25 protein-coding genes are annotated in these 25,167 nt (G+C 71.0%); 15 read left to right on the top strand and 10 right to left on the bottom strand.

Annotation, left to right across the window (positions count from 1 at the left end):
* Positions 1-5 precede the first annotated feature (5 nt).
* On the bottom strand, positions 6-596 hold the full coding sequence (locus ACWDR3_RS00440; protein ID WP_450349566.1) for a hypothetical protein: 591 nt from the start codon (positions 594-596) through the stop codon (positions 6-8).
* A gap of 145 nt (positions 597-741) precedes the next feature.
* On the opposite strand from ACWDR3_RS00440, the gene ACWDR3_RS00435 reads away from it, so the two are divergent.
* Positions 742-1,029 (top strand): hypothetical protein, encoded by a 288-nt coding sequence (locus ACWDR3_RS00435; RefSeq protein ID WP_123999533.1) that lies wholly within the window; start codon positions 742-744, stop codon positions 1,027-1,029.
* Positions 1,030-1,046: 17 nt separating this feature from the next.
* Here ACWDR3_RS00435 and ACWDR3_RS00430 read toward each other — a convergent pair whose 3' ends face one another.
* The 3 genes from ACWDR3_RS00430 to ACWDR3_RS00420 are packed head-to-tail and all read right to left on the bottom strand — an operon-like array spanning position 1,047 to position 4,230.
* On the bottom strand, positions 1,047-2,117 hold the full coding sequence (locus ACWDR3_RS00430) for a prenyltransferase/squalene oxidase repeat-containing protein (protein WP_450349565.1): 1,071 nt from the start codon (positions 2,115-2,117) through the stop codon (positions 1,047-1,049).
* Positions 2,114-2,857, bottom strand: coding sequence for a class I SAM-dependent methyltransferase (locus ACWDR3_RS00425; RefSeq protein WP_402348276.1), 744 nt, complete (start codon positions 2,855-2,857; stop codon positions 2,114-2,116). The genes ACWDR3_RS00430 and ACWDR3_RS00425 overlap by 4 nt, the downstream gene beginning before the upstream one ends.
* On the bottom strand, positions 2,851-4,230 hold the full coding sequence (locus tag ACWDR3_RS00420; RefSeq protein ID WP_450349564.1) for a glycosyltransferase family 4 protein: 1,380 nt from the start codon (positions 4,228-4,230) through the stop codon (positions 2,851-2,853). The genes ACWDR3_RS00425 and ACWDR3_RS00420 overlap by 7 nt, the downstream gene beginning before the upstream one ends.
* A gap of 210 nt (positions 4,231-4,440) precedes the next feature.
* Between ACWDR3_RS00420 and ACWDR3_RS00415 the strand changes: the two genes are divergently transcribed.
* On the top strand, positions 4,441-5,118 hold the full coding sequence (locus ACWDR3_RS00415) for a TetR family transcriptional regulator (RefSeq protein ID WP_450349563.1): 678 nt from the start codon (positions 4,441-4,443) through the stop codon (positions 5,116-5,118).
* Between the two features lie 31 nt (positions 5,119-5,149).
* Here ACWDR3_RS00415 and ACWDR3_RS00410 read toward each other — a convergent pair whose 3' ends face one another.
* Together ACWDR3_RS00410 and ACWDR3_RS00405 are read right to left on the bottom strand one after the other, a co-directional pair.
* Complete coding sequence (locus ACWDR3_RS00410; RefSeq protein WP_450349561.1) at positions 5,150-5,704, bottom strand: hypothetical protein; 555 nt, start codon at positions 5,702-5,704, stop codon at positions 5,150-5,152.
* Positions 5,705-5,785: 81 nt separating this feature from the next.
* Positions 5,786-5,968 carry a hypothetical protein gene (locus ACWDR3_RS00405; RefSeq protein ID WP_450349559.1) on the bottom strand — a complete coding sequence of 61 codons (183 nt, stop codon included), beginning with the start codon at positions 5,966-5,968 and terminating at the stop codon, positions 5,786-5,788.
* A 163-nt stretch (positions 5,969-6,131) separates the two neighbouring features.
* On the opposite strand from ACWDR3_RS00405, the gene ACWDR3_RS00400 reads away from it, so the two are divergent.
* On the top strand, positions 6,132-9,656 hold the full coding sequence (locus ACWDR3_RS00400) for a helix-turn-helix domain-containing protein (protein WP_450349557.1): 3,525 nt from the start codon (positions 6,132-6,134) through the stop codon (positions 9,654-9,656).
* Here the strand turns inward: ACWDR3_RS00400 and ACWDR3_RS00395 are convergent.
* Both ACWDR3_RS00395 and ACWDR3_RS00390 read right to left on the bottom strand, forming a co-directional pair.
* Positions 9,610-9,843 (bottom strand): ferredoxin, encoded by a 234-nt coding sequence (locus tag ACWDR3_RS00395; RefSeq protein WP_450349798.1) that lies wholly within the window; start codon positions 9,841-9,843, stop codon positions 9,610-9,612. The two genes, ACWDR3_RS00400 and ACWDR3_RS00395, sit on opposite strands and share 47 nt — an antisense overlap.
* Positions 9,844-9,848: 5 nt before the next feature.
* Positions 9,849-11,306: an aldehyde dehydrogenase gene (locus ACWDR3_RS00390; RefSeq protein ID WP_450349555.1), complete on the bottom strand. Its 1,458-nt coding sequence runs from the start codon at positions 11,304-11,306 to the stop codon at positions 9,849-9,851.
* A gap of 210 nt (positions 11,307-11,516) precedes the next feature.
* On the opposite strand from ACWDR3_RS00390, the gene ACWDR3_RS00385 reads away from it, so the two are divergent.
* The 9 genes from ACWDR3_RS00385 to ACWDR3_RS00345 all read left to right on the top strand — a co-directional run bounded on the left by ACWDR3_RS00385 (position 11,517) and on the right by ACWDR3_RS00345 (position 21,035).
* Positions 11,517-12,545, top strand: coding sequence for an MBL fold metallo-hydrolase (locus ACWDR3_RS00385; protein ID WP_450349554.1), 1,029 nt, complete (start codon positions 11,517-11,519; stop codon positions 12,543-12,545).
* 290 nt (positions 12,546-12,835) lie between these two features.
* A complete protein-coding gene (locus ACWDR3_RS00380) occupies positions 12,836-14,134 on the top strand; it encodes a prenyltransferase/squalene oxidase repeat-containing protein (RefSeq protein WP_450349553.1) in 1,299 nt (432 codons plus the stop codon).
* On the top strand, positions 14,131-14,793 hold the full coding sequence (locus ACWDR3_RS00375) for an SCO2322 family protein (RefSeq protein ID WP_450349552.1): 663 nt from the start codon (positions 14,131-14,133) through the stop codon (positions 14,791-14,793). The genes ACWDR3_RS00380 and ACWDR3_RS00375 overlap by 4 nt, the downstream gene beginning before the upstream one ends.
* Positions 14,786-15,949 carry an energy-coupling factor transporter transmembrane component T gene (locus ACWDR3_RS00370; protein WP_450349550.1) on the top strand — a complete coding sequence of 388 codons (1,164 nt, stop codon included), beginning with the start codon at positions 14,786-14,788 and terminating at the stop codon, positions 15,947-15,949. Before ACWDR3_RS00375 ends, ACWDR3_RS00370 begins: the two co-directional genes overlap by 8 nt.
* A complete protein-coding gene (locus ACWDR3_RS00365; RefSeq protein ID WP_450349548.1) occupies positions 15,946-17,559 on the top strand; it encodes an ABC transporter ATP-binding protein in 1,614 nt (537 codons plus the stop codon). Before ACWDR3_RS00370 ends, ACWDR3_RS00365 begins: the two co-directional genes overlap by 4 nt.
* Positions 17,520-18,359 carry an ECF transporter S component gene (locus ACWDR3_RS00360; protein ID WP_450349546.1) on the top strand — a complete coding sequence of 280 codons (840 nt, stop codon included), beginning with the start codon at positions 17,520-17,522 and terminating at the stop codon, positions 18,357-18,359. The genes ACWDR3_RS00365 and ACWDR3_RS00360 overlap by 40 nt, the downstream gene beginning before the upstream one ends.
* A 289-nt stretch (positions 18,360-18,648) precedes the next feature.
* Complete coding sequence (locus tag ACWDR3_RS00355) at positions 18,649-19,068, top strand: aggregation-promoting factor C-terminal-like domain-containing protein (protein ID WP_450349544.1); 420 nt, start codon at positions 18,649-18,651, stop codon at positions 19,066-19,068.
* Between the two features lie 93 nt (positions 19,069-19,161).
* Positions 19,162-19,884 carry a YoaK family protein gene (locus ACWDR3_RS00350; RefSeq protein WP_450349543.1) on the top strand — a complete coding sequence of 241 codons (723 nt, stop codon included), beginning with the start codon at positions 19,162-19,164 and terminating at the stop codon, positions 19,882-19,884.
* Between the two features lie 119 nt (positions 19,885-20,003).
* Entirely contained in the window at positions 20,004-21,035 is a 1,032-nt protein-coding gene (locus ACWDR3_RS00345; protein WP_450349541.1) for a hypothetical protein, read from the top strand.
* 10 nt (positions 21,036-21,045) lie between these two features.
* Here the strand turns inward: ACWDR3_RS00345 and ACWDR3_RS00340 are convergent, their stop codons facing one another.
* Positions 21,046-21,411, bottom strand: a complete 366-nt coding sequence (locus ACWDR3_RS00340; RefSeq protein WP_450349539.1) for an ATP-binding protein — start codon at positions 21,409-21,411, stop codon at positions 21,046-21,048.
* A gap of 122 nt (positions 21,412-21,533) precedes the next feature.
* On the opposite strand from ACWDR3_RS00340, the gene ACWDR3_RS00335 reads away from it, so the two are divergent.
* Together ACWDR3_RS00335 and ACWDR3_RS00330 are read left to right on the top strand one after the other, a co-directional pair.
* Complete coding sequence (locus tag ACWDR3_RS00335) at positions 21,534-22,364, top strand: helix-turn-helix domain-containing protein (RefSeq protein ID WP_450349537.1); 831 nt, start codon at positions 21,534-21,536, stop codon at positions 22,362-22,364.
* Complete coding sequence (locus ACWDR3_RS00330) at positions 22,342-22,536, top strand: DUF397 domain-containing protein (RefSeq protein WP_450349535.1); 195 nt, start codon at positions 22,342-22,344, stop codon at positions 22,534-22,536. The genes ACWDR3_RS00335 and ACWDR3_RS00330 overlap by 23 nt, the downstream gene beginning before the upstream one ends.
* Here the strand turns inward: ACWDR3_RS00330 and ACWDR3_RS00325 are convergent.
* Positions 22,520-23,689, bottom strand: coding sequence for a steroid 3-ketoacyl-CoA thiolase (locus ACWDR3_RS00325; protein WP_123999548.1), 1,170 nt, complete (start codon positions 23,687-23,689; stop codon positions 22,520-22,522). The two genes, ACWDR3_RS00330 and ACWDR3_RS00325, sit on opposite strands and share 17 nt — an antisense overlap.
* A gap of 229 nt (positions 23,690-23,918) precedes the next feature.
* On the opposite strand from ACWDR3_RS00325, the gene ACWDR3_RS00320 reads away from it, so the two are divergent.
* Positions 23,919-25,154, top strand: a complete 1,236-nt coding sequence (locus tag ACWDR3_RS00320) for a cytochrome P450 (protein ID WP_450349533.1) — start codon at positions 23,919-23,921, stop codon at positions 25,152-25,154.
* Positions 25,155-25,167 lie beyond the last annotated feature (13 nt).

Genomic DNA, 25,167 nt, shown 5'->3' with positions numbered 1-25,167 from the left:
GGCTCTTACCCGCCCGCGAGTTGCCCCGCCGACGGCACCTTGTTCGTGACCTCCGCGCCCGCGCTCTTTCCCGCGTCCTTGACCTTGTTGATGATGTCGTCGAAGGAACCGGCCACCGCGTCGGTGGAGTCGCCCTTGCGGAGCTTGGACGGGAGGTCCTTGAGGGAGTCGATGCCGGCGGTGAGCGGGGCCAGGGCCTTGGAGAGGGTGGGGTCGCCCTTCGCGTTGCGGGTGGCCGCCTTGAGCCGGTTGTAGGCGAAGCCGCCCGCGAGGCCCGCCTTGACGAGCGCGAACTTGCGGCCCTTGGCGCCCTTCTTGAACTTGCCGGCCTTCCAGGGCTTCACGATCCACTGGTACGAAGCCCCGGCCGCGAGGCCCGCGTTGGCCACGAAGCGGGTCTTGGCGAACTTCTGGCGCTGGGCCGAGGTGCTCGGGCTCGGGGTGCCCGCCTGGTCGACGGCCACGGCGGGGGCCGCGGCCGTGGTCTCCCGGGCGCCGCTCCTGTCACCGCCGCCGCTGCCGCAGGCGGTGGCTCCGGCCAACAGGGCACAACACAGGGTGAGCGCCACTGCGAGGCGCTGTATCGGTACGCGCACGAGAAGTCCTCCGGCGTGTCCTCCCCGAGCGGGCGTTGCCTCCGACAGCCTCACCCGGGAAGGGTCGGCGCGCCACCCGGGAGAAGCCGTCCGGGTTTCCTATGCGATCCGGTTTCATATTGGATCCGGCGGCAATCCGGAAACCATGTCTCGATACAGCAGCGGCAATCGGGCCGGCGCGGTCATAGCGATCGTCGCCGACGTCATGGCCCTCATCCTGGGCCTGTGGATTCTGATGTACCTCCTGGACGCCAACCGCGCCAACGACCTGGTGCAGTTCGTCCACAACATGGCCTACTGGCTGGCCGGCTGGTCGCGCGACCTGTTCACCTTCGACGAGGCGTGGGCACGTGTGGTCGCGGGCTACGGACTGGCAGCGGTCGTCTACCTGTTCATCGGTCACGCCATCGCCGGACGCATGCAGCGCCACTGACACACCGGCCTGACGCCTCAGTCGCAGCAGTCCGGGTCCAGGCCCCTGGGCAGGTGTTCACCGCCGAACACCGCGCAGGTGGCCTCGTGACCGCCGAGTGCGGCGACCGCGAGGAGGAGCGAGCCGGCCGTCCAGGTGGTGAGTTCCTGGGGCCAGACCGTCTCGTCCTCGAAGACGTATCCGGTCCAGTACAGGCCGGTCTCCGGATCGCGCAGGTGCTGGATCGACTGGAGGATCTCCAGCGCACGGTCGGACTCGCCCAACGCCCAGAGCGCGAGGGCGAGTTCGGCCGACTCGCCACCCGTCACCCACGGGTTGGGGACCACGCAGCGCACCCCGAGGCCGGGCACCACGAAGCGCTGCCAGCCCTCCTCTATCCGGGACTTGGCCTCCGTACCGGTCAACGCCCCACCCAGCACCGGGTAGTACCAGTCCATCGAGTAGCGGTCCTTGTCGAGGAACCGCTCGGGGTGCCGGCGGATCGCGTGCCGCAGCGCGCCGACCGCCAACTCCCAGTCGGGCTGCGGCTCTTCACGTTGTTCGGCGATGGCGAGCGCGCAGCACAGCGCGTGGTGCACCGAGGACGACCCGGTCAGCAGCGCGTCCGACGTGAAGCTGCCGTCGTCCTCGCCCTTCCAGCCGATCTGCCCGCCGGGCTGCTGGAGTCGCAGCACGTACTCGACGGCCGCGTACACGGTCGGCCACATGCGGTCCAGGAACGTGTCGTCGCCCGTGGAGAGGTAGTGGTGCCAGACACCGACGGCCGCGTACGCCACGAAGTTCGTCTCGCGGCCGCGGTCGGTGACATCGGCGAAGTCCCCGTCGGCGTAGGCCGCGTACCAGGAACCGTCCCCGTTCTGGTGCCGTGCGAGCCACTCGTAGGCCCGCTCGGCGGCCTCGTGCTCGCCGGCCGCGTCCAAGGCCATCGCGGCCTCGGTGTGGTCCCACGGGTCGAGGTGGTGCCCGCGGAACCACGGGATCGCCCCGTCCTCCCGCTGCACCGCGAGAACGCCGTGCACGGTCGCGGCGGCCTCCTCCGCGGTGAGGACCCCGGGCAGGACGAGGTGTTCTGTCCGGGGGGTGGTCACTTGGCGGCCGCCTCGGCGAGGCCGGGCAGGTGCGGCTTGGTCGCGTAGGCCACGAAGCTCTTGCCGATCAGCGGGTTCAGCGCCTGTTCGGCGACCCGGGTGGCGAGGGGTTTCTTCATGATGTCCCAGACCAGCAGCTTGTGGTACGCCTGCACGGGCAGCGCCTTGTCGTTGTCGACGCCGAACGCGCACTTCAGCCACCAGTACGGCGAGTGCAGGGCGTGGGCGTGGTGCGTGCCGTAGGGGCGCAGGCCCGACTCCCGCATCTTCGCGAGCAGTTCGTCGGCCTTGTAGATGCGGATGTGGCCGCCCTCGACCTCGTGGTACGCGTCGGACAGCGCCCAGCAGACCTTCTCGGGGCCGTAGCGCGGGACGGTGATCGCGATCCGGCCGCCGGGCTTCAACACCCGTACCATCTCGGCGAGTACGCCCTTGTCGTCGGGGATGTGCTCCATCACCTCGGAGATGATGACGACGTCGAACGACTCGTCGGGGAAGGGCAGCGCCAGAGCGTCGCCCTCCATCGCGGTCGCGGTCGCGCCGGCCGGTGCCTCGCCCGCTTCCTCCATCGCCGCGAACCACTTGGCGACCTCGCGGATCTCCTCGCCGTTCTGGTCCAGCGCGACGACCCGGGCGCCGCGCCGGTAGCACTCGAACGCGTGCCGGCCGGCTCCGCAGCCGAGGTCCAGGACGCGGTCGCCCGGCGCGAGCGGGAACCGGGAGAAGTCGACGGTCAGCACGTGGCCCTGCTTTCGGATGAGATGCCTGCAACACTGACGGCCGCCGGGCGGCCGGAGCTGTGGGCCGCGGCGGCGATCGCCTCGCGGTAGCGGGCCACCGTGCCCTCGGCGGCCCGGGCCCAGGTGAAGCGGGCCAGCACCCGCTCACGTCCGGCCCGGCCGAGCCGCTCGCGCAGCTCCGGGTCGCCCAGCAGCCGGCTCAGCCCCGCGGCCAGCGCCCCGGGATCGCCGGGCGGCACCGCGAGACAGGTCTCCCCGTCAGGACCGGCCACCTCGGGAATCGCGCCGCCCGTCGTCGCGACCAGCGGGGTGCCGGTGGCCATGGCCTCGGCGGCCGGCAGCGAGAAGCCCTCGTACAGGGACGGCACGCAGGCGACCTCCGCCGAGCGGATCAGGTCGACCAGTTCGGCGTCCGAGATGCCCTTGACGAACTCGACGGCGCCTTCGAGCCCGTAGCGCTCCATCGCCTGCGCGACGGGCCCCTCGGCGGGCCGCTTGCCGACGACGACGAGGTGCGCGTCGGGGTGTTCGGTACGGACCTTGGCGAGCGCCTCGACCAGGAAGACCAGGCCCTTGAGGGGCACGTCCGCGCTGGACGTGGTGACGATCCGGCCCGGTACGACGGGCACCGACGGGTCGGGCGAGAAGAGCTCGGCGTTCGCACCGATGTGCACCACGTGGATACGGTCGTCCCGCACCCCCAGCTGGTCGACGATCTCCCCGCGGGAGGTGCCCGAGACGGTGAGGACCGAGGGCAGCCGGCGGGCGACCCGGCGCTGCATGCGGGTGAAGGCGTACCAGCGCCGCTTGGACAGCCGCTGACGCCAGTTCTCGGCGGCGTCGATCTCCAACTGCCGGTCCACGGTGATGGGGTGATGGATGGTCGTCACCAGCGGCGCGCCCACCTCCCCCAACAACCCGTATCCCAGGGTCTGGTTGTCGTGCACGACGTCGAACTCGCCGCGCCGGGCGCGCAGATGGCGGCGGGCCCGCAGGGAGAAGGTCAGCGGCTCCGGGAAGCCGCCGGTCCACATCGTGGCGACTTCGAGGGCGTCGATCCAGTCGCGGTACTCGTCGCGCTTCGGGGTCCGGAAGGGGTCCGGCGAGCGGTAGAGGTCCAGGCTCGGCAGCTCGGTGAGGCTCAGCCGGCCCGCGTGGTCCTCGACCTCGTCGAGCACTGGGTAGGGCTGCGATCCGATGACCTCGACGTGGTGACCGAGGCGGGCCAGTTCGCGGGAGAGGTGGCGGACGTAGACGCCCTGGCCGCCGCAGAACGGGTTCCCTTTATAGGTGAGGAGTGCGATACGGAGCGGTCGCTCGCCGTCTGTGGCGAGGTCTTCCTGGAGACCCGCCTGACTGGCCTCAGCGGTCACTCTGAGCCCCCTTCTGCCTGCACTGTCCCGCGAGATTACGCCGGGACGCTAATCTAGAACAAGTTTCAGACTTGATCGTCCAGGAGGCTCTGAATCTACCGGCTGGTAGGGGCGCCGTGAGAAGTGGATCAGGTGATTCACACCACGGCGGAGCCCCTGTCATGATCGGTCCGATCACTCGCCCTCACCGACTGTCACGGAACGGGACCCATGCCTGCGGAAGCCAAGCCGGCCAAGGCGGAGGCCAGAACCTCCCCGCCGCCCTCCCCGTCGTCGCCCCTGTCTTCCTCCCTGCCCTCCGCCGCGCCGCTGACCGAGCGCCAGGAGGCACGGCGGCGGCGGATCCTGCACGCGAGCGCGCAGTTGGCGAGCCGGGGCGGTTTCGACGCGGTGCAGATGCGGGAGGTCGCGGAGTCCTCCCAGGTCGCCCTCGGCACGCTCTACCGGTACTTCCCGTCCAAGGTCCACCTCCTGGTCGCCACCATGCAGGACCAGTTGGAGCACATGCACGGCACGCTCCGCAAGAAGCCGCCGGCCGGCGAGACCTCGGCGCAGCGGGTCGCGGAGACCCTGATGCGGGCCTTCCGCGCCCTGCAGCGCGAGCCGCACCTGGCCGACGCGATGGTCCGCGCCCTGACCTTCGCGGACCGCAGCGTCTCCCCCGAGGTCGACCAGGTCTCCCGCCAGACCACGGTGATCATCCTGGACGCGATGGGCCTGGAGAACCCGACCCCGGAACAGCTCTCCGCGGTCCGCGTCATCGAACACACCTGGCACTCGGCCCTCATCACGTGGCTGTCGGGCCGCGCGTCCATCGCCCAGGTGAAGATCGACATCGAGACGGTGTGCCGGTTGATCGACCTGACGGAGACCGGGGAGCGGGAGTAGTCCCTGACGGGGGCTGGGACTGGGGCGGGGGTCAGGGTGTCGGCGTGACCGTGCCGAGCCCGCAGTCCCCGCCGAATCCAAAGATCACCACCCAGTTGAACTCACCGTCCATGTCCGCCTCTTCGGGCGGAAGGGCCGCCCACATCTCCTGCGAGTACGTCTCGCCGGCCTCGACACTCAGCGTCCAGTCGTCTCGGTCCAGCCCCCAGCCGATCCCGCTTTCGTCCGCGAAAGGTTCGTCAGCCGTCCAGCCACGGTCCTTCAGCTCGGCGACGACCCGCTCGACGGCCTTCCGGTCCGGCGCGGTGTGGGTGCGCACCCGCGCGGCCACCTGACACGGATGCCGCCGCATCGTCGCCGACCGCTCGTCGGCGAAGGCCGGCCGCCCGAATCCCCCGGCCGCCACGGCGGCCCGGACGTCCCCCTGCACGGCGGAGACGGTCACCGTCCGCTCGTCCGCGCCCGCCACGGACACCTTGCTCTCCGTCGGCTCGGCCGAACCACCGCCACCGCCCCCACACCCCGCCAGCGCCACGACCCCCACAACCGTCACGGCCGCGGACAGCACGGTCCCCACCCCTCGCATGACTCTCCCGCCTCACAGATCACACACAGTCGAGGCGAAGTCTCGCACGCGGATCCCGCACCCCGAGGCTCCGCACACGCCCTAACGTCCCCTCCCTCGACGCACGGCGCCAAGGAGCTGGACCAGCACCTTGAGCGCCGCACTCCGTCGTGTCGACTTGCGGGACCACACGGCGGGCAGCACGACACCGACGTAGACCGCGGCGAAGACGAACACCGCAAACAGGGCGGGGAACAGGGGCAGTTGAAGCGACGGGAACGTCATCACGTTTCCTCCGGGGCGACGGCCGACTGGTTGCGGGACGAGGTTCTCCCGGCCGGGACCCCTCGGGACCACATCCCGAACAGCCCCGAACTCCCGGCGTGAGGCGCAGGTCAGGCCCTACCCTTCGGAGTGTTCCGGCGAACGAGACCGAAGGGACCGGGAGTTGGTCGCAACACCGGCGGAAGCCGACGGACCCCTCGCGGACTTCTGTGCCGAACTCCGCCGCCTCGTGCGCGCGTGCGGTCTGCCGCAGGCGACGATCGCCGCGGAACTCGGCCGGACCCCGAGCTGGACCTCGGACCTGCTCAACGGGCGGCGCCGGACCGAACCGGACTTCGACGCGGTACGAGCGATCCTGCGCCTGTGCGCCGAACGGTACGGGCCAGGGGGTCGCGGAGACCGTCCGCCCGTGGGCATGCGGTGGGACGTGGAGTGGTGGCGGGGGCGATACGAGGAGCTGGTGCGGACGCTGGAGGCAGCGCGGGAGTCGGGGCGGAGGCAGGGGCCACGGCCACCGACGCCCGCTCCCCCGGCCCAGGCCTCCTACCCGGACGTCGACGCCGGCGCCGCGTACGCGATCGACGCGGCGGCCCACCTCGACATGGGTGTCGAGCAGGCGGTGTACCTCCTGGCCGACGGCCGCCGGGAACTGATGTACGTGGGCGGCGAGTTGCTGGCCAACGCGGGACACGAGCCGGACGACGACTCCCGCGTCCTGGACGACCTGCTGGCCGGTTTCCCCGAGCGAGTACGGGCGGCGCGGGGCCTCGCGCGGGCCGCCCTGCTGCACGCCGCCCAGACCGTGCTCATGGTGGCGCTCGGCAGGTGCGGGTCCAAGGGCCTCGCGCTCCAGGTCCGCGCCTTGTCGACCCCGGCGGCATCGGGACTCGAACCCGGCGCCGAATCGGTACGGGTACCCCAGGGCCCGGGACCTGGCACCGGCCCCAGGCTGATGGGGCTCTACCGCCACTGTGCACGCCTGATCGCCCGACTGACCGCCAACTGCCCCGAGTTCGCCCTGACGAACGCCCTGCCCGGGACCGTCCTGCCCGGAGCTGCGGGCGCCGCGGACGGGATCGGGCTCTCCGGACTCGCGGCGCTGCTCACGGAGTTCGCCGGTCCGCAGGAGCACAGCGCGGCCCGGTACGCCGAACTGCGCGCCCCCATCGCCTCGCTCGGCGCCCCCGGCCCCCAACTGCCCAGTCTGGCCTCGGGTTACATCAACCCACGCTTCCGCCTCGCGCCCGCCCTCGTCGTCGACGGCACCGAACGGCACGTTGCCTCGGACAAGTGGTGGGAGGAACAACCGACCTACGACACCCTCGAATCCTTTCTCACCGGCCACCTGCTGAGCCTCCCCGCGCTGCTCGCGCCCCTTGTGATCCTCGGCCACCCGGGCGCCGGCAAGTCGCTGCTGACGAAGCTCCTCAAGGCCCGGCTCCCGGCACGCGAGTTCCACCCGCTCCGCGTGGAACTGCGGCACACCCCTGCGGACGCGGATCTGCAGACCCAGCTGGAACACGCGATCCGGCAGGACACCCGACGCAGGCAGGACTGGCCGGACTGGTCCGAGTCACGGCCCGGGGCGATCCCGGTGGTCCTGCTCGACGGCTTCGACGAACTGCTCCAGGCGGGCGCCCAGCGGCTGGACTCCGTACAGCAGTGGACCTACCTGAGCGCCCTGGAGGAGTTCCAGCGCCAAGAGGCGCGACTGGGCCGCCCGTTGATCGTGATCGTGACCAGCCGCACGGTGGTGGCCGACCGCGCGGAGATCCCGCGCGGGAGCCAGGTACTGCGCCTCGAACCGTTCGCGGTGCCGGAGATCGAGCGCTGGCTGACCGTGTGGAACACCACCAACGCCGGCTACTTGGAGGGGCACCGCCTGCGTCCCCTCACCCCGGAGGTCGTCCTGCCGCACGGTGAACTCGCCGCGCAGCCCCTCCTGTTGCTCATGCTCGCGCTGTACGACACAGTCGGCAACGCCCTGCACCGACTGCGCGAGGAGGACATCAGCCGGACGCAGTTGTACGACCGGTTGCTCACGGAGTTCGTCCGCCGTCAGGTCGTCCAGAAGAACGGTTCGCTGCCACCGGCCGAGGCGGAGGCCGCGATCGAGCGCGAGCTGCACCGGCTGTCCGTGATCGCCCTCGGCATGTTCCACCGCGGTGCGCAGGCCATCAGCGGAGAACAGGCGGACGACGGTCTGCGGGCGCTGGACCGGGAGCCCTGCACGTCCGACCTGCTCTTCGGACGGTTCTTCTTCGTCCACGAGTCACAGGCCGTCGTCACGGAACAGCGGCTGCGCAGCTACGAGTTCATGCACGCCACGTTCGGCGAGCATCTGGTGGCCCGACTGATCGACCGCGCGCTGCGCCGACTGGGCGAGGACGACGGGGAGTTGTACGCCCTGTTGTCCTTCACCCCGCTCACCGACCGGGCGCAGCTGGTACGGAACCTGCGGGACAGGCTGGCGTCCTGGCCGTCGGACGAGGAGCGGAACACCCTTGCCCACAGGCTCATCGAGCACTTCCGGGAGGCTGCGTGGGACCCCGGGTCCCGTACGCATATCGCCTACGCACCGAGTCGACTGACCAGGACGCATCGCGACGCGGTGTACGAGGCGAACCTTCTGCTGGTCGCGGTGCTGGCGGCGGTGGAGGTACGCGGCTCACAGCTCTTCGGGAGCGAGGGCTTCCAGGCGGAGTGGCGGCGGCACGCGACCAGTTGGGAGGCGCAGTTCTCGGCGGCGTCCTGGGAGGAGTTCACGTCGACGCTCAGTCTGCACCACAGGCATGGGCCGGATCCGCGGATCGGCGTGCAGACGATACTGCCGCGTTCTTCATCGTCCACCCCCGCTCTGATCAGGCGAATCATGTTCGCGGGCGACCCCGACACCGATCACCTCGTGAACGCCTACCGTCCGCTTCTGGATCGACTGCCCAACACTCTGAAGATGGACAATGCGCTCGCCGTGCTGCTCGCTGCGGACTGGCGCGACGCCGCGCACTTGTCGGAGCTGTACGAGAAGTGCGCGAACACAGCCACGCGTCTCCTCATCAGTCAAGAACACGCCGCATACCTGGAGATCGTCCTGCGGCAACTCGTCCATGACGCACCTGCGTTGCCCGACAGGGCACTCACGAACGTCGTGATCAAGCTTGCCTCCGCGGTCGGGGAAGCAGGGAGTTACACCGACTCACTCACCCACCTGTTGTCGCAATGCCTGCGCGTCGCTCTGGAGCGAGGGGATTCCGAGCAGTTCAAGGCGGTGGTTTTCTACAACCCCAACAGTTTGCTCCCTCTCCTCCACCTGTCCCGCTCCACCCACACCTGGAAATGGGCCTGCTCCCTCCGCGGCGTTGCCGCAGGCCTCCTCCTCAACGACCTCCTCGCAGATCTCGACCTCTCCGAGCTGGCCTCGACCAACCCTTCGGCCATCATCGACACCCTCCGCCTGGCCGCCGAACTGGACCTCAAGGAATGGCTCAGGGCCCACACCCCACCACTCCTCGCAGCCCTCCCCGCCACCGCCTTCGGCCTCCTCCGTCCCTCGGACCTCCCTCCACTCCGCGCCGCCCTCCCGAAGGACGCGTACGCCGAACAGTTCGAGGAGATCGAGCAGATATGGCGCGGCCCAACTCCTACTCCTCAGGCGGAAATACCGGCTCCCCACTCCCCAGCAACGTGATCACGATCGCCTCCACCGGACAGCTCTCCGCCGCCTCCAGGATGAGTTCGTTCGCGTCGGTCTCCCGCTCCACCGGGTGGGACTGCATGGCGGAGTCGAGGTGGAAGGCACCCGTGGCGCGGTGGACGCACTGGGCCGAGCCGATGCAGATGGAGCGGTCGACCTCTACCTCCCAGCGGTCGCCCATACCGCTCATGCCTCCCAGCCGGCCGGCAGGTGGATCATCTTGTGTTCGAGGAATTCGCCGTAGCCCTCGGGACCGAACTCCCGTCCCAGGCCGGAGGACTTGTAGCCGCCGAAGGGGCCGAGCATGTCGAGGCTGAAGGTGTTGACGGAGTAGGTGCCGGTACGGACCTGGCGGGCGATGTCGATGCCGTGGGCCACGTCGGCCGTCCAGACGCTGCCGGAGAGGCCGTAGTCGGAGTCGTTCGCGATCTTCACCGCCTCGGTCTCGTCGCCGTACGGGAGCAGGCAGATGACCGGGCCGAAGATCTCCTCGCGGGCGATCCGCATGGAGTTGTCGACGTCTCCGAAGAGGGTCGGCTCGACGTACCAGCCGCGGTCGAGCCCGGGGGGACGGCCGCCGCCGGTGAGGATCTTCGCGCCCTCCTCCTGGCCTATCCGGATGTAGTCGAGGTTGCGCTGCTGCTGCCTCCGCGCCACCAGTGGGCCCACCTGGGTCGCCGGGTCCAGCGGGTCGCCCACCACCAGCGCACTCGCCGCCGCGGCGAACGCGTCCGCGAACTCGTCGTAGCGCGAGCGGGGTACGAGGATGCGGGTCTGGGCCACGCAGGCCTGGCCGTTGTTCATCCAGGCGGCCGAGACGATGCCGGGGACGGACGTCGTGATGTCCGCGTCGGGCAGCACGACCGCCGCCGACTTGCCGCCCAACTCCAGTGTCACGCGCGTGAGATGGCGCGCGGCGACCTCCATCACGCGCTTGCCGGCCGGGACCGAACCCGTGAAGGAGACCTTGTCGATGCCGGGGTGTCCGACCAGGTACTCGCTGACCTCACGGTCGGCGGGCAGGATCGACAGCACGCCCTCCGGCAGGCCCGCCTCCTTCGCGATCTCGCCCAACAGATAGGCGTCCAGGGGCGATTCGGGCGACGGCTTGAGGATGACCGTGCAGCCGGTCAGCAGCGCGGGCGCGAGCTTGGCGGCGGCCACGAACTGCGGGACGTTCCAGGGGACGATCGCCGCGACCACGCCCACCGGCTCCCGGCGGACCAGGATCTTGCCGAGCACGCCGTCGCGGTACTCCTCGTACGTGAAGTTCCGCGCGACCGTGATCGCCGAGTCCCAGACCATCATCGCGCCGAGCGCCTGCGCCAGGATGCTCCAGGAGTACGGCGACCCGTTCTCGGACGAGATCACGCGCGCGATCTCCTCGTGCCGTACGGCGATCGCGTCCTTGATGCGGCCGACCACCTCGATCCGTTCGTCGAGGGTCATCCGCGGCCAGGGCCCCTGGTCGAACGCGGTCCGGGCCGCCGCGACCGCCCGGTCCACGTCCGCCGGCGAGGCGTGCGGCACCCGTCCGATGACCTCCTCGGTGTGCGGCGAGACGACCTCGATGACGTCCTTGCCGAGGGGGTCGGTCAACTCCCCGCCGATGAACAGCTGTCCGTGTTCCACGAGCTCGGCCATGGCCGACCGCCTCCCCGGATCCTCGCCCCTGAGGCTCCACTGAGTCTCTGACGATTCATTGAGTCTCTGACGATCCATCAGATACGCACTCAGTGGAACTGATACCAGTTCCACTCGGAGGAGTCCACGGAACGGGACGGACGGATGACTCGGGCTCCCATCGAAACTCGTTCTAGTTATAGTGGCCGGGACGCGGCGATAGGGGAACCCATGGCGGAGACGGCCGATCACGGCGGGGGCGTACGGTCGATCAAGGTCCCCATCCCGGACAACCCCCTCGGCCACACCCTCGTCTATGTCGTCGACACCGACCGCGGCCCGGTCCTGATCGACACCGGCTGGGACGACCCCGCCTCCTGGGACACGCTCGCCGAGGGGCTGGCCGGGTGCGGTACGTCCGTGGGCGAGATCCATGGCGTGGTGGTCACCCACCACCACCCCGATCATCACGGTCTTTCGGGCAAGGTGCGGGAGGCGTCCGGGAGTTGGATCGCGATGCACGCGGCGGACACCGCGATCGTGCGGCGGACTCGGGAGACCCGGCCGGGGCGCTGGTTCTCGTACATGACCAACAAGCTGATCACCGTCGGCGCCCCGGAGGAGCACGTGGCTCCCCTGCGCAACGCCGCTCCGCGCAGCACCCTGCCGGGCTTCGCCCCCGCGCTGCCCGACCGCGAGATCGTCCCCGGTGAACTCCTCGATCTCCCCGGTCGGCGGCTGCGCGCGATCTGGACCCCGGGGCATACGCCGGGGCATGTGTGTCTCCATCTGGAGGAGGCTCACCCGGCCCAACTCCCCGGCCACGGACGCCTGTTCTCCGGCGATCACCTGCTCCCGGAGATCACCCCGCACATCGGCCTGTACGAGGATCCCGACGACGGCACGATCACCGACCCGCTCGGCGACTACCTCGACTCCCTCGAACGCATCGGCCGTCTCGCCCCCGCCGAGGTGCTCCCCGCCCACCAGTACACCTTCACCGACGGCCCCGGCCGCGTACGGGAGTTGCTCGACCACCACGAGGAGCGGCTCACCGGGCTGCGCGCCCTCCTCGTCGAGCCGCTCACCCCCTGGCAGGTCGCCGAGCGCATGGAGTGGAACCGGCCCTGGGCCCAAATCCCGTACGGATCAAGGAACATCGCGGTCTCGGAGGCCGAGGCGCACCTGCGGCGGCTCGTAAAGCTGGGGCGCGCGGAGGCGGTGCCGGGGACCGAGCCGGTGACGTACGTGGCCGTCTGAGCCGAGCGCACAGGCCCACAGGCGGCTCCAAGGGTGCTTGCTACGGGCGGGTACAGTGGGCCGGTCGTCATCACCCGTACGGGGGGAAGCCGGTGCAATTCCGGCGCTGACCCGCAACCGTGTGCCGGCCCCTGAGGGCCGGTGAGCCGGATCGCCCCGTGCGGATCGTGACCGGCTCAGGTGTGTCGGCAACCCGTCGGCGCACGGCACCGTCGAGGCATACGGAGCCGAGCCGCCCGGGGTGTCCCGTGCGCCTGCCCGGCTCCCGCAGGAAGAGGCATCCGCCGATCATGAACGCCGTCCGCCGCACCGTCGCGGCCCTGGCCGCCGCCACCACAGTCATCGGCTCAGCGGTCATCGGCTCCGCGACCCCCGCCCTCGCCGCGACGCCCTCGCCCTCGCCGTCCGTGGCGATCCCCGCCGGGCTCTACGGCGCCGCCGACCCGACGTACGACGGCGTCTGGCGCCAGTCGCTCGCCCTGATCGCGCAGGACGCCGTGGGCGTGGTCCCGGCCGACAAGGCGGTGACCTGGCTGGCCGGGCAGCAGTGCGCGAACGGCGCCTTCGGCGCCTTCCGCGCGGACGCCGGTAAGCCCTGCGCGGCCGACACCAACAGCACCGCCGTCGCCGTACAGGCGCTCGCGGCACTGGGCGGCCACGACAGCGCGACCGACAAGGCGCTGGCCTGGCTGCGGTCCGTGCAGAACAAGGACGGCGGCTGGGGGTACGCGGCGGGCGGGCCCAGCGACGCGAACTCGACGTCCGTCGTCATCGGCGCGTTCGCCAAGGCCGGGCTGAAGCCGCAGGACATCCGGAAGGGTGCCGCCTCCGCCACCTCCAGCAGCTCCGCCACCTCCAGCAGTTCCGGCAAGTCCCCTTACGACGCCCTGCTCGCGCTCGCCCTGCCCTGCACCGGCGCCGACGCGGGCGCCTTCGCCTACCAGCCGGACAAGAAGGGCGCACTCACCGCCAACGCGGACGCGACCGCGGCGGCGGTCCTGGGTGGGCTGGGTCAGCCCCTCACCGGCTCCTCCGGCAAGGACACCGCCGGCGCCCAGACCCCCTCCGCCTGCGCGAAGACCTCCGACCCCGAGCGGGCCGCGCTGAACGGCGCCGGTTATCTCGCCAAGGCCCTCGCCAAGGACGGTCACCTGACCTCCGCCCTGCCCGGCGCCGAGGACCAGCCCGACTACGGCAACACCGCCGACGCGGTCGTCGCCCTCACCTCGGCCGGCCTCACCGACCAGGCGAAGCCCGCCGTGCGCTGGCTGGAGGCGAACTCCGCGAAGTGGGCGGCGCAGGCAGGACCGGCCGCGTACGCGCAGCTGATCCTCGCCGCCACCGACGCGGGCGCCGATCCCCGGGACTTCGGCGGGCAGAACCTGGTCGACCAGCTCGGCGCGACCGGCCCGACGCCGAAGAAGGCGTCCGACGCGAAGGCCACCGACAGCGCCACGCCCACCACCAAGTCGGCGGACGGGGACGACGGCACCCCGACGGCCGTCTGGGCGATCGGCGGCGGCCTCCTGATCGGCGCCCTCATCGGCGCCGCGCTGATGTTCCGCGGCCGACGGCGGCAGCAGCCGTGACCCGCGCCCGGCACGCCCTGCGCCTCGCCGTCCTCCTCCTCGTCGCCCTGGCCGCCGGCATCGGCCAGGCCGTCCCCGCCCAGGCCGCCGGCTACCGCTACTGGTCCTTCTGGGACCGCACCGGCGACACCTGGGCCTACGCCACCCAGGGCCCCTCCACCGCCCGCCCGTCCGACGGAGACGTCCAGGGCTTCCGGTTCTCGGTCAGCGAGGACTCCTCGGACTCGGCGCGGCCGCGCGGACCGGCCGTCTTCTCCGTCATCTGCGCGCGGACGCCCGCCAAGGACGGCGAGAAGCGGGTCGCGCTCGTCATCGACTTCGGTACGGCGGCGGACGCCCCGTCGGGCGAGACCCCGCCGGCCCGCCGTACGGCCTGTGCGCGGGTGGCGTCCGACGCGACGACGGCGCAGGCGCTCGCCTCGGTCGCGAAGCCCCTGCGGTACGACACCGGCGCGCTGCTCTGCGCGATCGCGGGGTATCCGCGGACGGGCTGCGGGGAGCAGGTGTCCGCCGGGAAGCAGCCGACCACCGAGGTGCGGAAGAAGGCGCCGAAGGACGACGACGGCGGGCCCTCGGTCGGGTTGTGGGCCGGTGCCGGGGCCGTCGCCCTGCTGGGGGCGGCAGCGGTGTGGCAGGCACGGCGACGCAGGCATGGCTGACGTGCGCGCACCACGCCTCCACGCACCACGCCTCCGCACACCGCGCCTGGGCACACGCACGGCCGCCGGTCACGGACCCCAACTCCACCCCGGCGCCTGGTGGTTGTGGTCGCTGGGCCTCGGCACCGCCGCCACCCGCACCACCAACCCGCTCCTCCTCGCGCTGCTCGTCGCGGTCTCCGCGTACGTCGTGGCCACCTGCCGCCCCGACACCCCCTGGGCGCGCTCCTATGCGGCCTTCGTCAAGCTCGCGCTCGCCGTTCTCCTCATCCGCCTGTTCTTCGCGGTCGCCCTCGGCTCCCCCATCCCCGGCACGCACGTGCTCGTCACGCTCCCCGAAGTCCCGCTCCCGCACTGGGCGCAGGGCATCCGGCTCGGCGGCGAGGTCACCGCGGAGGCGCTCGTCTTCGCGCTGTACGACGGTCTGAAGCTGGCCACCCTGCTGATCTGCGTGGGTGCGGCGAACGCCCTCGCCAACCCGGCCCGGCTGCTCAAGTCCCTGCCGGGCGCCCTGTACGAGATCGGCGTGGCGGTGGTCGTCGCCCTCACCTTCGCGCCGAACCTCATCGCCGACGTCCAACGCCTGCGCGCCGCACGCCGGTTGCGGGGCCGTCCGGACAAGGGCGTCCGCGGCCTGCTCCAGGTCGGACTCCCGGTCCTGGAGGGCGCGTTGGAGCGTTCCGTCTCCCTCGCCGCCGCGATGGACGCCCGCGGGTACGGCCGCACCGCCGATGTCCCCGCCCCGGTCCGCCGTACGACCGCCGCCCTCACCCTCGGCGGGCTGCTCGGCGTCTGCGCGGGAACGTACGGGCTGCTCACCGCCGAAGGGGGCACGTACGGGCTGCCGTTGCTGCTCGCGGGGCTCGTGGCGGCGCTCGGCGGGCTGCGGCTCGGAGGTCGGCGCAGCATCCGTACCCGCTATCGCCCCGACCGCTGGGGTGTGCGCGCCTGGCTGGTCGCCGGTTCCGGGGCGGCCGTCGCCGCGCTGCTCGCCCTCGCCGCGAGCGCCGATCCGGAGGCGCTGCATCCCGGAGTCGTGCCGCTGGTCGCGCCCGCCCTCCCCCTGTGGCCGGCCGCGGCCGTACTCCTCGGCCTGCTGCCCGCGTTCATCGCACCCACCCCCGCCCCCGCCCCCGTCTCCAAGGAGCCGTCGTGATCCGCTTCGAGGATGTCTCCGTGACCTACGACGGAGCCGCCGAACCCGCCGTGCGGGGCGTGGACTTCGAGGTCCCCGAGGGTGAACTCGTCCTGCTCGTCGGCCCGTCGGGCACCGGCAAGTCGACGATCCTCAACTCGGTCTGCGGCCTGGTCCCGCACTTCACCGGCGGCACCCTGCGCGGTCGCGTCACCGTCGCGGGCCGGGACACCCGTACGCACAAGCCGCGTGAACTCGCCGACGTCGTGGGCACGGTGGGCCAGGACCCGCTCTCCCATTTCGTGACGGACACCGTCGAGGACGAACTCGCCTACGGGATGGAGTCGTTGGGGCTTGCGCCGGACGTCATGCGCCGCCGGGTCGAGGAGACGCTCGACCTGCTCGGGCTCGCCGACCTCCGTGACCGCGCCATCGCCACGCTCTCCGGCGGACAGCAACAGCGCGTCGCCATCGGCTCGGTGCTCACCCCGCACCCCCGCGTCCTGGTCCTCGACGAACCGACTTCGGCCCTCGACCCGGCCGCCGCGGAGGAGGTCCTCGCAGTGCTCCAACGCCTCGTCCACGACCTCGGCACGACGGTCCTGCTGGCGGAACACCGGCTGGAACGGGTCGTCCAGTACGCCGACCAGGTCGCCGTCCTGCCCGCCTCCGGCGCCGCCCCGCTGATCGGCACACCGGCCGAGATGATGGCCGTATCGCCGGTGTACCCGCCGGTGGTGGGGCTGGGGCGACTGGCCGGCTGGTCGCCGTTGCCGTTGTCGGTCAGGGATGCGCGAAGGCGGGCTGGCGCCCTGCGGGAGCGGTTGGCGGGCCACGAGGTGCCGCCCACCCCGGCCCTCGCCACCTCCTCAACTCCCTCCCCCATCGCGGAAGTTCACGCCCTCGCCGTCCGCCGTGCCCGCGTCCAGGCGCTCCGGCACGTGGACCTCACCGTCTCCCCCGGCGAGACCGTCGCCCTGATGGGACGCAACGGCGCCGGGAAGTCGACGCTCCTCGGGGCGCTCGTCGGGCTGATCGAGCCGAGCGGCGGGACAGTGCGCGTCGGTGGCCTCACCCCGCACCGCACCCGCCCCCGGGACCTCGTACGCAAGGTGGGTCTGGTCCCGCAGGAGCCGCGCGATCTGCTGTACGCCGACACGGTCGCCGCCGAGTGCGGGGCGGCCGACCGGGACGCGGGCGCCGAGCCCGGCACCTGCCGTGCGCTGCTGTCGGACCTCCTGCCCGGTGTCGCCGACGACATCCACCCCCGCGACCTCTCCGAGGGCCAGCGGCTCACGCTCGCGCTGGCCGTCGTGCTGACCGCGCGCCCGCCGCTGCTCCTGCTCGACGAGCCGACGCGGGGTCTTGACTACGCGGCCAAGGAGCGGCTCGTACGGCTGTTGCGGTCGCTCGCCGCCGAGGGGCACGCGATCGTCCTCGCCACGCACGATGTGGAGCTGGCGGCCGAACTCGCCCAACGGGTCGTCCTGTTGGCCGAGGGCGAGGTGATCGCCGACGGCCCGACGACCGAGGTGGTCGTGTCCTCACCGTCCTTCGCCCCGCAGGTCACCAAGATCCTGGCCCCGCAGCAATGGCTCACGGTCACGCAGGTGCGGGAGGCACTGACGTGACCCGGGCCGTCCGGCTCGGGCCGCGTTCCGTCGCCGCACTCCTCCTCGTCAGTGCCGTCGGTGTCGTCGGGTTCGGGTGGCCCTTTCTCGCGCCGCCCGGGTCGCAGGTGGGGGCGCATGCGCAGGACGCGCCGTGGCTGTTCGCGGGGTTGCTGGTGCTGTTGGTCGGGGTCGTGGCGGCGACGATCTCGGAGTCCGGGCTCGGGCCGAAGGCTGTGGCGATGTTGGGGGTGCTGGCTGCTACCGGGGCCGCGCTGCGGCCGATCGGGGCCGGGACCGCCGGGCTTGAGCCGATGTTCTTCCTGATGGTGTTGAGCGGGCGGGTGCTGGGGCCCGGCTTCGGGTTCACGCTCGGCTCGGTCACCATGTTCGCGTCGGCGCTGCTCACGGGCGGGGTGGGACCGTGGCTGCCGTTCCAGATGCTGGCGATGGGGTGGTTCACGATGGGCGCCGGGCTGCTGCCGGGGCCCGACCGCCTGCGAGGGCGTACCGAGCTGGCGCTGCTCGCCTGCTACGGCTTCCTGGCCGCGTTCGCCTACGGCACGATCATGAATCTGGCGGGGTGGCCCTTCATGGGCGCGCTCGCCTCGGGCATCAGTTTCGATCCGCAGGCCGCGGTCCCGGCCAACCTGGCGCGTTTCGTCGCGTACTGCGTGGCCACCTCGCTGGGCTGGGACCTGGGGCGGGCGGTGGTCACCGTCGTCCTCACGCTCGCCGTCGGCCCGGCCGTGCTCAAGGCGCTACGCAGAGCCACCCGGCGGGCCGCGTTCGAGACCGCGGTCACATTCGAGGCCGGTTGAGCGGTGAACCACCCCACATGACCCACATCACCAACTATGTTCCCTCGTAGGGCATAACGGACGCCATGGGCATGCCAGAACGCCTTCTGACCTGCGCTTTGAGAGCCAGGTCACACCAGCACCCATTCCGCTCGATTCGACCACAACTAGTAAAAGGGGTCATTGCGGACGCCCTCCAAGCCTGTTTCTCTGGACAACGTCGCACGGCGCCGACGAGCCCACTGGGCCTCGGCGCCGACGCATGCCGAAGGTGTGCGCGACCGTCCCGTCCCCGAAGAAAAGGTTCCTCGTGATCGTCTCCCGCATCGCCCGCAGCATCGCGTCCCCGAAGAAGGCCCTCGCCTCCGCCGCCGTGGCCGCCGCCACCGCCGGCATGGTGCTGACCGCGGCTCCCGCTCACGCCGCGACCGCCGACTCGGCCACCGAGGCCAAGGCGATCGCGCACCAGCTGATCCCGAGCTCCGCGCAGTACAACGCCTTCAGCAACATCGTCGAGCACGAGAGCGGCTGGGACGTCGACGCCAGCAACGCCTCCTCCGGCGCGTACGGCCTGGTCCAGGCGCTCCCCGGCTCCAAGATGGCGTCGGCGGGCTCGGACTGGAAGACCAACGCCAAGACCCAGATCAAGTGGGGTCTCGACTACATGAACTCCCGCTACGGCAGCCCGGCCGGCGCGTGGGCCTTCTGGCAGGCGAACGGCTGGTACTGAGCCGTCCCACAGTGGCTTCGCGCACAGCCGCCCAAGTAAAAGTGCCTCCCGGGTCGGACCGGCCTCGGGGGCACTTCGTGGTTTTCTGGGTCGATGAGCGCCAGTCCCGAGACCCCGGAGACGCCTGAGTCACCGGAGGCATCCGAGAAGACCGATCCCGAAGCGCGCGGGCTGCGGTTGGTGTTCGTGCTGCTGGGGCTCACCGTCGTCAGTGGGCTCATCGACGCCGTGGCCTATCTCGGCCTCGGCCATCTCTTCACTGCCAACATGACCGGCAACGTCGTGGTGCTGGGCTTCGCGGCGGCCGGGGTAGCCGGGTTCTCGGTGCCGCACACGGTGACCTCGCTGGGGTGCTTCCTGGTCGGCGCGGTGGTCGGCGGCCGGATCGAGGGCCGGTTGGGCGGCGGCTCGCGGCGCCGGTGGGCGCGGCTCACGCTGGCCGCCGAGGCGCTGCTGGTCGGCGCGGCGGCGGTGGTCGCCTTCGCCTCCCCCGACAGCGGCGGGACCCGCTACACCGTGATCGCCCTCACCGCGTTCGCGATGGGCCTGCGCACCGCGACGGTCCGCAAACTCGGGGTGACCGCCCTGCCGACCACGGTCGTGGTCACCACCACCCTGACCGGCCTCGCCGCCGAGTCGCCCGCGGGCGGCGGCCCCGGCACCCACGGCGCCCGCCGCACGGCCTCCGTGGTCGCGCTGGCGGCCGGTGCCTGCCTCGGCGCCTGGCTGGTGACCGACCACGGCCTGGGCATCCCGCTGCTGGTCGCGGCGGCGCTGACCGGGGTGCTGGCGGTGGTGGCGTCGGGCCGGGACTGAAAGAACCGCCCGCCTGCCGAAGAGGCGCCCGCCTGTCCGAAGGCGCCTCCCTGTCCCCGCAGGGTGACGTGCGTGCCGTTCGGGTACATCAGTTCGGACGGCGGCGATGGGGGCCTGGGATGTGGCGGCGAGGTACCGGGGTCGGGGCCGGGGAGTTATCGGCGACGGAGTTCCGGTGGACGGACGAGGACGCGGTGGCGGCCAACGCCGACGGCCGGGTGACCGCTGCGCAGTACGCGCTGATCGAGGAGCTGCGGATCCCGGGAGTGGGGATGCCGGCCGGCATCCCGCGCCAGAGGGGGCGCCGTCGGCGGACCGCCGCCCTGACCGCCTGCCGGACGGCCGGCGCGGTCGGCGAGGTCGTCGCGCTCCCGGACGGCACACGCGAGGCGCGGATCGGTGCCGGCCGCCTCGCCGTACCCGAGGGGGCACCGGAGCTGCCGCCGCCGGGAACCTACCGGCTGTACTGGCTGGAGTCGGCCGAGGCCGATCCCGATCCCGGCGTACTGCTGTCCGCCCGGCCGCTGGACCGGCACGAGGCCGAGGCCGCACCGGACTTCTCAGCAACGGGGGCGGGGGCGGCCGGGAGCAGGCCGCTGCTGGAGGCGATGGGCCTGACGCAGTGGGACCTCGCCGCGAACCGGGCGGGACGGCTCACGCCCCGGCAACGCCGGCCGCTTCTGCGCGAGTTCTGCCTTCGCGCCGTCGGCTGGGGCCTGAACGCGGCCGTCGTGCTCGGCTTCTTCCTGTGGATCAACGTGACGCGCATCGTGGACCTGGTCGACTCCGGACCGGACGGTTCGTGGTTCCCCGACATCACCGTCCTGTTGATCGTCTTCGGGGTCAGCGCCTATCTGGGCACCATGCTCATGATGCTCATGTGGCTCCTCGTGAGGGAGAGCCGGACCGGCGCCCTGTGGCAGGTGCTGCGCACGCCGGCTCCGGTGCGGTGCGCCGTGGACGCGGTGACCGTGCACGGGGCCGGGACCCGGTGGCAGCTGTCGGCGGCCGCGATGACCTTCGAGGTGACCGAGTCGGTGGCGCGGGCGTTCGCCGAGCCCGGGCGGTACGAGCTCCATCACCTGCCCGACCCGAGGATGCTGCTGTCGGCCGAACGCGCCGACGGCGACCCGTCCGCGACCCTGACATGACCGCACCCCGTCACCGTCTCCAGCACTCGAACCACACCCTCTTCCCACCCCCGCTCACCCGCTCCGCACCCCACTTGTCGGCCACGGCATCGAGCAGTACGAGCCCGCGGGCGCCCTCCGCGTCCATGGACAACTCCGCTGCCATCACCGGCAGTTCGGGCACCCCGTCGGACACCTCCACCCTCATCCCCGCCGCCACCCGCAGCATCAGCACGGTGCAGCGCCGGTCCGGGACATGGCGGACGACGTTGGTGATGAGCTCGCTGACGCCCAACTCCGCGGCGTCACACAGCTCCAGCAGCTCCCACTCGTCGAGCAGCGAGCGCACGATACGGCGAATGTGACGTACCGAGTGTTCGCCTACGGTCAGGCGCATGCGGTACGTGGGGGGAAGGTATCCGTTCACAGGACGAGGGTGACGCCGCGCGACTACCCTGGGCTACCGAATGGACACAACCGGTCCGTCTGTGGACCGAGTTGCCCGAGAGGGGGCCCTGCGTGACCAACATCAACGTCCTCGACCCCGGCGCCTCGCCACTCGACTACTACGGCTACGAACTGCGCCGTTACCGCGAGGCGGCGGCCCTGACCCAACGGCAGCTCGGCGACATCGTCAACTACACGGGGTCACTGGTCGGCCAGATCGAAACGGCGAGGAAGTTGCCGACGCGGGAGTTCAGCGAACGGGTGGACGCGGCGCTGGGGACGGGCGGGTCGCTGTCGAGGCTCGTCGAACTGGTCCTGCGAAGTCAACTACCAGCCTGGTTTCAGCAGGTTGCCGAGCTGGAGGTGCGGGCGACTGAGATCTGCACGTTCCAGATGGGCATGGTCCACGGGCTGTTGCAGACTCCGGAATACGTCCGTGCCGTGCTCGGCGCGCTGGACGACACCGACCTCGACGACCGCACCGCCGTGCGGCTCGCGCGCCAGCGCATCTTCGAGAAGGGCGAGCCGCCGGTCTTCTGGATGGTCCTCAGCGAGGCCGCGCTGCACCAGGAAATCGGTGGTCCGGCGACCATGCGCGGTCAACTCGCGCACCTGTTGAGCTTCGAGAACAATCCCCGGATCAACATCCAGGTGCTGCCGTTCGCCGCCGGAGCACACGCGGGACTCACAGGCTCATTCAACATCTACCGCTTCACCGGCGACCCGACGATCGTCTACACCGAGGGTTACGGAAGCGGGCATCCCACTGCCAACCCGGACACCGTCAAAGACTGCTCGCTCCGATACGATCATCTCCGAGCCGCCGCACTCTCCCTCAGGGAATCGGCGGAGTTGATCCGGCGCGTGATGGAGGACCGCTATGGCGAGCAGCAAGTGGCGTAAGTCCAGCTACAGCAGCGACCAGGGCGGCGATTGCGTGGAGGTCGCCGAAACCTCCTCCCCCACCAACCCCGTCGCCCTCCGCGACTCAAAGAACCCGGCGGGACCGATCCTCAAGATCGACCCCGCCGCCTTCACCACATTCCTGAACTGGACGTCTACAGCCGCTGAATGATCGTGCCGGTCGCCAAACCGCCACCCGCACACATCGTCACCAGCGCGAACTCCTTGTCCGCCCGCTCCAGTTCATGAAGTGCCGTCGTGATGAGACGGGCCCCGGTCGCTCCCACCGGGTGCCCCAGCGCGATCCCGCCGCCGTTGACGTTGACCTTCTCCAGGTCCTGCTCGAAGACCTGTGCCCAGCTCAACACCACTGACGCGAACGCCTCGTTGATCTCGACGACGTCGATGTCCTTCAGGGTCATGCCCGCCTTGCCGAGCACGGCCCGCGTGGCGTCGATCGGCCCGTCCAGGTGGAAGTGCGGGTCGGAGCCCACCAAGGCCTGCGCCACGATCCGCGCCCGCGGCTTCAGCTTCAGGGCGCGAGCCATCCTCTTCGACGCCCACATGATGGCCGCCGCTCCGTCGGAGATCTGCGACGAGTTGCCCGCCGTATGGATCGCCGTCGGCATCACCGGCTTGAGGCGGGCCAGCGCCTCCATGGACGTGTCGCGCAGGCCCTCGTCCTTGTCGACGAGCCGCCACATGCCCTGACCGGCCCGCTGCTCCTCCTCCGTGGTCGGCACCTGGACCGCGAACGTCTCCCGCTTGAAGCGCTCCTCGGACCACGCGTTGGCCGCGCGCTCCTGCGAGATGAGGCCGAGGGAGTCGACGTTCTCCCGGGTCAACCCCCGGTGGCGGGCGATGCGTTCGGCCGCCTCGAACTGGTTGGGCAGATCGACGTTCCACTCGTCGGGGAACGGCTTGCCCGGGCCGTGCTTGGAGCCCGAGCCGAGCGGCACGCGGGACATCGCCTCGATGCCGCAGCTGATGCCGACGTCGATGACGCCGGCCGCGATCATGTTGGCGGTCATGTGCGAGGCCTGCTGCGAGGAGCCGCACTGACAGTCGACGGTGGTCGCCGCGGTCTCGTACGGCAGGCCCACGGTCAGCCAGGCCGTACGCGCGGGGTTCATGGACTGCTCGCCGGCGTGGGTGACGGTGCCGCCGACGATCTGCTCGACCGCGTCGGCGGGAATGCCGGTGCGGCCCAGAAGTTCGCGGTAGGTCTCGCCAAGTAGGTAGGCGGGGTGCAGATTGGCGAGCGCGCCGCCGCGCTTGCCGATGGGGGTGCGTACGGCTTCGACGATCACGGGTTCCGCGGCCATGGGGGTGGATCCTCTCCATCCGGTACCCGCGCGGCGCGGGCGTCCCGGCCCACCCGCCACGCAGAACTAGTACGTGTTCTAGTTCTTTGTGCAGTCTGCTGACAGTCCGTCCGTAACCGCAAGGGGCGTGCAGTTAATTAGGGCTGCCATACCCCTTGCCTCTTGTAGAACCCGTTACTACCTTCACGGCAATTCCTGATGGACCGTCAGACTTCAGCTGGAGTCACCCATGTCCTGTCCAGCTCTCCCCGACGGGTTCGACCTCACCGACCCCGACGTGCTTCACCACCGCGTTCCGCTACCGGAGTTCGCCGAACTGCGCCGGGTCGAACCGGTCTGCTGGATCCCCCAGCGGGCAGGCATCGCCGGCTTCCAGGACGAGGGCTACTGGGCCGTGACCCGGCACGCCGACGTCAAGTACGTGTCCACGCACCCGGAGTTGTTCTCGTCGACCACCAACACGGCGATCATCCGCTTCCACGAGCACATGGAGCGCGACGCGATCGACGCGCAGCAACTGATCCTGCTGAACATGGACCCGCCGGAGCACACCCGGGTCCGCCAGATCGTGCAGCGCATCTTCACCCCGCGGGCCATCCGCGCCCTGGAGGACCGCCTGCGCGAGCGCGCCCACGCCATCGCGGCCAACGCCCGTACCCACGCGGGCCCGTTCGACTTCGTCACCGAGGTCGCCTGCGAACTGCCCCTCCAGGCCATCGCCGAACTCATCGGCATCCCGCAGGACGACCGCACCAAGATCTTCGACTGGTCCAACAAGATGATCTCGTACGACGATCCCGAGTACGCGATCACCGAGGAGGTCGGCGCCGAGTCGGCCACCGAACTGATCGCCTACGCGATGAACATGGCCGCCGACCGCAAGCAGTGCCCGGCCAAGGACATCGTCACCACCCTGGTCGCCGCGGAGGACGAAGGGAACCTGAACTCCGACGAGTTCGGCTTCTTCGTACTCATGCTGGCGGTGGCCGGGAACGAGACGACCCGCAACGCGATCACGCACGGGATGCACGCCTTCCTCACCCATCCCGAGGAGTGGGAGCGGTACAAGCGGGAGCGGCCCGCGACGGCGGCCGAGGAGATCGTCCGCTGGGCCACCCCGGTCAACGCCTTCCAGCGCACCGCGACCCAGGACACCGAACTCGGCGGCAAGCTCATCAAGAAGGGCGACCGGGTCGGCGTCTTCTACGCCTCCGCCAACCACGACCCCGAGGTCTTCACCGACCCCGACGCCTTCGACATCACCCGCGACCCCAACCCCCACCTCGGCTTCGGTGGCGGGGGCCCGCACTACTGCCTGGGCAAGTCGCTGGCCATCCTGGAGATCGACCTCATCTTCAACGCGATCGCCGACGCCCTCCCGGACCTCACCCTGGCCGGCGACCCCGACCGGCTGCGCTCCGCGTGGATCAACGGAGTGAAGCACCTCCAGGTCCGCACGGCCTGACCCGCCCCGCCAC

The organism is Streptomyces sp. NPDC001002 (assembly GCF_053599215.1).
Note: the sequence above shows the minus strand (reverse complement) of the source record. Positions and strands in the feature narration are given on the sequence as shown.

Bases quoted from the DNA above. Each gene is read 5' to 3' on its own strand.
- ACWDR3_RS00345 (WP_450349541.1), top strand. From the start codon at position 20,004: ATGTGGCGGCGAGGTACCGGGGTCGGGGCCGGGGAGTTATCGGCGACG.
- ACWDR3_RS00390 (WP_450349555.1), bottom strand. From the start codon at position 11,306: ATGGCCGAGCTCGTGGAACACGGACAGCTGTTCATCGGCGGGGAGTTG.
- ACWDR3_RS00340 (WP_450349539.1), bottom strand. From the start codon at position 21,411: ATGCGCCTGACCGTAGGCGAACACTCGGTACGTCACATTCGCCGTATC.
- ACWDR3_RS00320 (WP_450349533.1), top strand. From the start codon at position 23,919: ATGTCCTGTCCAGCTCTCCCCGACGGGTTCGACCTCACCGACCCCGAC.
- ACWDR3_RS00435 (WP_123999533.1), top strand. From the start codon at position 742: ATGTCTCGATACAGCAGCGGCAATCGGGCCGGCGCGGTCATAGCGATC.
- ACWDR3_RS00380 (WP_450349553.1), top strand. From the start codon at position 12,836: ATGAACGCCGTCCGCCGCACCGTCGCGGCCCTGGCCGCCGCCACCACA.
- ACWDR3_RS00325 (WP_123999548.1), bottom strand. From the start codon at position 23,689: ATGGCCGCGGAACCCGTGATCGTCGAAGCCGTACGCACCCCCATCGGC.
- ACWDR3_RS00350 (WP_450349543.1), top strand. From the start codon at position 19,162: ATGAGCGCCAGTCCCGAGACCCCGGAGACGCCTGAGTCACCGGAGGCA.
- ACWDR3_RS00370 (WP_450349550.1), top strand. From the start codon at position 14,786: ATGGCTGACGTGCGCGCACCACGCCTCCACGCACCACGCCTCCGCACA.
- ACWDR3_RS00330 (WP_450349535.1), top strand. From the start codon at position 22,342: ATGGCGAGCAGCAAGTGGCGTAAGTCCAGCTACAGCAGCGACCAGGGC.
- ACWDR3_RS00410 (WP_450349561.1), bottom strand. From the start codon at position 5,704: ATGCGAGGGGTGGGGACCGTGCTGTCCGCGGCCGTGACGGTTGTGGGG.
- ACWDR3_RS00415 (WP_450349563.1), top strand. From the start codon at position 4,441: ATGCCTGCGGAAGCCAAGCCGGCCAAGGCGGAGGCCAGAACCTCCCCG.
- ACWDR3_RS00360 (WP_450349546.1), top strand. From the start codon at position 17,520: ATGGCTCACGGTCACGCAGGTGCGGGAGGCACTGACGTGACCCGGGCC.
- ACWDR3_RS00385 (WP_450349554.1), top strand. From the start codon at position 11,517: ATGGCGGAGACGGCCGATCACGGCGGGGGCGTACGGTCGATCAAGGTC.
- ACWDR3_RS00405 (WP_450349559.1), bottom strand. From the start codon at position 5,968: ATGACGTTCCCGTCGCTTCAACTGCCCCTGTTCCCCGCCCTGTTTGCG.
- ACWDR3_RS00395 (WP_450349798.1), bottom strand. From the start codon at position 9,843: ATGGGCGACCGCTGGGAGGTAGAGGTCGACCGCTCCATCTGCATCGGC.